Source organism: Pseudomonas veronii (assembly GCF_001439695.1).
Lineage (GTDB): Bacteria > Pseudomonadota > Gammaproteobacteria > Pseudomonadales > Pseudomonadaceae > Aquipseudomonas > Aquipseudomonas veronii.
In genome coordinates, this window is record NZ_JYLL01000060.1 from 1 (window position 1) to 5071 (window position 5071).

Annotated in this window: 5 protein-coding genes and 2 pseudogenes; 1 reads left to right on the forward strand and 6 read right to left on the reverse strand. The window is 60.8% G+C overall.

The genetic code is table 11. The features are described from left to right. The 6 genes and pseudogenes from TU80_RS32945 to phnC form a co-directional block, all read right to left on the reverse strand. Nucleotides 1-108, reverse strand: a pseudogene (locus TU80_RS32945) (IS5/IS1182 family transposase); the annotation flags it as partial. A 107-nt stretch (nucleotides 109-215) separates the two neighbouring features. After that, nucleotides 216-1085 (reverse strand): LysR family transcriptional regulator, encoded by an 870-nt coding sequence (locus tag TU80_RS30810; RefSeq protein WP_003127731.1) that lies wholly within the window; start codon nucleotides 1083-1085, stop codon nucleotides 216-218. Then, nucleotides 1079-2089: a phosphonate dehydrogenase PtxD gene (ptxD, locus tag TU80_RS30815; RefSeq protein WP_003127732.1), complete on the reverse strand. Its 1011-nt coding sequence runs from the start codon at nucleotides 2087-2089 to the stop codon at nucleotides 1079-1081. The genes TU80_RS30810 and ptxD overlap by 7 nt, the downstream gene beginning before the upstream one ends. Nucleotides 2090-2097: 8 nt before the next feature. Further along, complete coding sequence (gene phnE, locus TU80_RS30820; protein ID WP_010466252.1) at nucleotides 2098-2925, reverse strand: phosphonate ABC transporter, permease protein PhnE; 828 nt, start codon at nucleotides 2923-2925, stop codon at nucleotides 2098-2100. Nucleotides 2926-2933: 8 nt separating this feature from the next. Beyond that, on the reverse strand, nucleotides 2934-3797 hold the full coding sequence (gene phnD / locus TU80_RS30825) for a phosphate/phosphite/phosphonate ABC transporter substrate-binding protein (protein WP_010562501.1): 864 nt from the start codon (nucleotides 3795-3797) through the stop codon (nucleotides 2934-2936). After that, a complete protein-coding gene (gene phnC / locus TU80_RS30830; protein WP_003118432.1) occupies nucleotides 3794-4621 on the reverse strand; it encodes a phosphonate ABC transporter ATP-binding protein in 828 nt (275 codons plus the stop codon). Before phnC ends, phnD begins: the two co-directional genes overlap by 4 nt. Before the next feature lie 342 nt (nucleotides 4622-4963). Here phnC and TU80_RS32950 point away from each other — a divergent pair. Next, nucleotides 4964-5071: pseudogene (locus TU80_RS32950) on the forward strand (IS5/IS1182 family transposase); the annotation flags it as partial.

Here is a 5071-nt window from a genome sequence, read left to right on the forward strand (position 1 = left end):
CAAGCCCTTCCACGGCACCACCCGATCCATCTCGATCAGGAACAACTCCTTGCGGGTTTGCTTGCGCTTGCCAGCGTACTCGGCGTCGGCGAAGGTCATCTGCTTCATCGGGAAACTCGGTGGGTGGGGTCGCGGTATTTTGCCAAATCAGAAAGTCTTTTTCAGAGTTTCCCTAGGCTGACAAGCCAAGCGCTGGATCGCAACCATCCATCACCTTATCCAGCTAGATCTGCCTCCTCCAATAAGTGCCGCACAAATCCCGGCGGGTGCAGATTTCCGGGAGGTTTGCGCCAGATCAGTTGGAGACGCTTTTCAAGCCCCGGGATGGGAAGAGCTACCAGCGCGCCACTGCGAACTTCGTCTTGTACTGCGGAAGCCATCACCAACGACACGCCGAGTCCCGCCCTCACTGCTTGTTTGACTGCCTCGGTGCTGCCTAGCTGCATACCGCTGCGAGGCACGCCCAGTTCGCCAAAGTATTCGGTCAGAAGCCGTCCGGTACCGCTACCCGGTTCACCTCCCAGCATCGGCAGGTCCACCAGACGATCACGTTCTATGCACCCTGCTTCAGCCAGCGCATGGTCGGGGCTGACGATAAGCACCAGCGGCTCGACCCGCCAGAGGCGGTGTTCGAAGTCGGGGTGAGGTAGCCACCATTCCATGATCGCGGCGTCGAGCTGGCCCGCCAGTAGCTGGTCGGCCACATCCGGGTTGGCGGCGATGCGCAGATCCACCTCGCCCCTCTCATTTGCGGTCGTCAGATAGTTGCGCACGAATGGCAGGAGAAGGTAGGTGCCGATGTTGGAGCTGGCCCCGACGCGCTCACGATTGCCATGCAGGGCTTCTAGCGCCCGGGCGTGCATGTCGAGCAAGGCGGTCGCATGCGGCATGAAGGCCAGCGCCCGTGTGGTAGGCTGGCAGCCGCTACGACTGCGCTGCACCAGCGTTACGCCGACCTGCTCTTCAAGCTTCTGCAAGTGCTGCGACACCGTCGGCTGGGCCAGCCCCAACGCCCTCGCCGCGCTCTGAAAACTGCCTGTTTGAACGATCGCTACCAGGCTCTTCAGCCAGACCGGATTCAACATGCGGCAGGCTCGGCCTTGGGCAGACGGTTCGCAGCGTTGATTGGGCGCGCACCTGCCAATGCCTGGATGATGTTCTGCGCTGCACAACGTTCAATCTCCAGGCGCACCGCGCGCACTGCCGACCCTATGTGCGGAGTGAACAGCGTATTCGGATGCGCGAGCAGCGCAGGATCGATCAGCCGCGGCCGGTCCGCGCGAGCCCAGTCTTCCATTTCGAATACATCCGCCGCATACCCGCCGAGCTGGCCTCGCTCAAGCGCCGCGAGCACGGCGGCTTCATCCACTACCGAACCACGACAGGGGTTTACAAGCAGAGCGCCCGGCCGTACGAGGGCAAGCAGCTCGGCGTTGACCAGATGCTGGGTATCGGCATTCAAGGGAAGCGCCAGCAGGATGAAGTCCGAGCTGGCGAAGAGTTCGCTGCACGCCACCCGGCGCAGGCCGAGCCGTTGCTCGGTTTGTGTATCCAGAGCCTTCGCCTCGTGGTACTGCAGGGTCGCGCCCCATCCCTGCAAGCGATCAGCCATGGCCAGTCCGATGGCGCCCATGCCAAGGATGCCGACCGTAGCGTTATCCAGCCCCGTGCCGTAGAACTGTGGTTGCCAGCCCTGGAACTTGCCAGAGCGGACGAACGCATCTGCTGCCCGCAGATGCCGCCCCAGCCCCACCGCCAGTCCGATCGCCAGCTCGGCAGTCGGGACCGTCAACAGATCAGGCACGAAGGTCAGCCAGACCCCGCGGGCAGTACAGGCGTCCACATCGAAATTGTCGAAGCCCTTGAGCGCGCAGCCGACTACACGCAGCTCAGGGCAGGCTTGAAGAAAGTCTGCATCGACCCGATCGGGCATGAACGCCATCATCGCCTGAGCATCGCGGCAGCGGCGCAGAATTTCCTCGCGCGGCAGCGTGCTGTCGGTCTGGTTGGTCATCAGCTCGCAATGTGGCGCCAGCAGTTGCAGGATCTCATCGTGTACTCGGTGAGTTATAACGAGTTTCGGCAGCATGGTTTGTCCTATTTGAAACGTTTGCGCAGCACGCCACTGAAGGCGTCTACTAGCGTGACCATGGCCAGGATGACCAGCAGGATTGCTGCAACCTCCTGGTACTGCATGATGCGCAGCGAGCCCATGAGTTCGAAGCCGATACCGCCGGCGCCAACCATGCCCATCACGGTGGAGGCGCGAAAGTTGTATTCCCAGCGGTAGATCGCCACGTCGGCGAACTGCGGCGTCACCTGTGGCAAAACCGCGTGCAGCAGCACTTGCATCGGCGTAGCCCCCGCCGCCCGAGCGGCTTCCACCGGCGCTTCGTCGACGTGCTCGATGGCCTCGGCGAAGAACTTGCCGACCATGCCGACCGAATGCAGACCCAGGGCAAGCACGCCCGGCAAGGCGCCGAACCCTACGGCTGCAACGAAGATGATGCCCATGATCAGCTCCGGCACCGACCGCAGGGCATTGAGCAGCACCCGGGCAACACCGAACACAAGGGGGTGCGGCGCCGTATTGCGCGCTGCAACGAAGGCCACCACCAGCGAGAACACCACTGCGATGGCCGTACCGGCGATGCTCATCGCCAAGGTGTCGATCAAGGGGCGAATCCAGCTTCGATAGCCCGAAAAGTCTGGCGGCATGGCCTCGCCTGCCAGGGTCGCGATGGAGGGCAGCCCGTTCAGCAGCGTGGTGGCATCGAGCAGCCCCACGTACCAGCAGGCCAACAGCACCACTCCGAATACAATCGCCACCTGCCCCAGCTGGCGCCACCAACCGAGGCCGAAGCCTCGAAGGATGTGCTCGCGTTGCTCTGCAGGCAGCGCCTGCACGTCGTAATGAGTAGACATATCGGTGCTCACATCGTGGCGAAGTCGAGGCCGAGCAGCGATCCCATGTTGCGGATCACATCGTAGTCGGCGTCGGTGATTGGCGCGAAGGCCTCGGCCTTGAAGTTGCGCAGCACTTCGGGATCGTCGATACCGACGAATACATCCCGCACCTTGGTTTTCAGCTCGGGGCTCAGGTTCGAGCGCATCGCCCAGGGGTACTGGGGGTATTCGCCGCTGTAACCAAGTACTTTCACCTTGCTCGGATCGATTAGGCCACGTTCGACTGCGTGATTGAAAATTACCTCCGACAGCCCACCCGCATCGGCGTTGCCGTTCGCCACGTTGACGGCAACGGCGTCATGCGTGCCCACAAAATGTTGTTCGTAGTCCTGCCCACCCGTCAAACCGGCCGTCTCAAGAAGCACGGCTTTGGGAATCAAATGGCTGGACGTCGATGCCCGGTCACCATAGGCCATCTTCTTGCCCTTAAGGTCGGCATACTCATTCACGCCTGACGCCACATTGGCGATAATCACCGAGCGATAGGTCGGCTTGCCGTCGATGACCATGGCAGCGAAGGGCTCGATGTCGCTTTTGCTTTTGGCCATGACGTAGGACAGCGGACCGAAATACGCCAGGTCGATACGGCCAAAGCGCATCGCCTCAATCATCGAGGAATAGTCGGTGGTTACGATCAGCTGCACCTTCTTGTCCAGATGCTCTTCCAGATAATCCTTCAGCGGCTGGTTACGCTTGATCAGCTCGGAGGCGTTTTCGTCCGGCAGCAGGGCAACCTTTAGCACATCCGGATCGGCATCGGCCGCTAGGGCGGACAAACTTGAAACAGCGGACAGCAAGCAAGTCAATAAGAGCGCGGATAAGCGTTTCATCGGGACATCTCCAGTGAAGGTTCGAGCATGACAGGTGGTTCAGCCGGAGCATTCGCTGGCTGAGTCGTAGAGCGGCCTGCATAGATGCGCTCAAGCTGCGCATCGGTGAGTTCCGAGGGCGCGGCATCGAAAACGATCTGAGAATCGGCCAGCCCGACGACGCGATCGGCGAAGCGGCGGGCATATTCGAGTTGATGCAGCGAAACGATGGCGGTGATGCCGTCTTCCTTGCAGATGTCGCGCAGCAATCCGAGAACACGGACCGAAGTGGCCGGGTCGAGACTGGCTACCGGCTCATCGGCCAGAATGATCGCCGGCTGTTGCGCTAGCGCACGCGCGATGCCTACCCGCTGCTGCTGGCCACCGGACAGTTTGTCCACCCGGCTTAGCGCCTTGTCTGCCAGACCGACCCGAGCGAGGCAACTGAGCGCAATCTCCTGATCGGCACGCGGCAGAGGAAACAGCGAGCGGAGCGTGTTGTGAAAGGCCAGCCGACCGGTAAGCACATTAGCCAGTGCGCTTTGACGTTCGATTAGCTGGTGGTGCTGAAAGATCATGGCGGTACGCCGACGATGCTGACGCAAGGCCGAGCCGCTGCCGAGTTCACCGAGTTCGCTGGTGACACTGCCGCCAGTGGGCGTGACGAGTCGATTGAGACTACGGAGCAAGGTCGACTTGCCTGCGCCCGAGAGACCAAGCAGCACGGTGAACTCACCACGCCGAAATGCAATCGAGGTATCGCGTAGGGCTGTCACGCCGCCTGGATAGACGACGCTCAACCGGTCGACCCGCAGCACGGCGTCCTGTATCGGATGGGGCGTCATTTGATCACCTTTCGCAATATTGCTGGCCGCACAATTGCGGTTCGCGATGCAAAGGGTAGAAATTCCTTGTTAACGCACTGTTTCTAAAGGATGACATTTCGATGAATACTTCGAATCTGCCGTAGCGGGGCGGCAAGCGAAGCCGTGGAAGAACGGGCGCAACGTAGCGTCTTTCTTCACGCGGGATACAGGAGGCTTTGATTGATACTGCTGCGGATTCGCTACAGTAACGTTGGGCCAGAACGTAATGCCATCCAAGCAAGAGAGCGCACACTAGGGAAACTCTGAAGAAGACTTCCAGATTTTGGCAAAATACCCGGATTCCACCCACCGAGTTTCCCGATGAAGCAGATGACCTTCGCCGACGCCGAGTACGCTGGCAAGCGCAAGCAAACCCGCAAGGAGTTGTTCCTGATCGAGATGGATCGGGTGGTGCCGTGGAAGGGCTTG

Coding starts and splice junctions, on each gene's coding strand:
- phnE (WP_010466252.1), bottom strand. CDS start 2,925: ATGTCTACTCATTACGACGTGCAGGCGCTGCCTGCAGAGCAACGCGAG.
- phnC (WP_003118432.1), bottom strand. CDS start 4,621: ATGACGCCCCATCCGATACAGGACGCCGTGCTGCGGGTCGACCGGTTG.
- TU80_RS30810 (WP_003127731.1), bottom strand. CDS start 1,085: ATGTTGAATCCGGTCTGGCTGAAGAGCCTGGTAGCGATCGTTCAAACA.
- ptxD (WP_003127732.1), bottom strand. CDS start 2,089: ATGCTGCCGAAACTCGTTATAACTCACCGAGTACACGATGAGATCCTG.
- phnD (WP_010562501.1), bottom strand. CDS start 3,797: ATGAAACGCTTATCCGCGCTCTTATTGACTTGCTTGCTGTCCGCTGTT.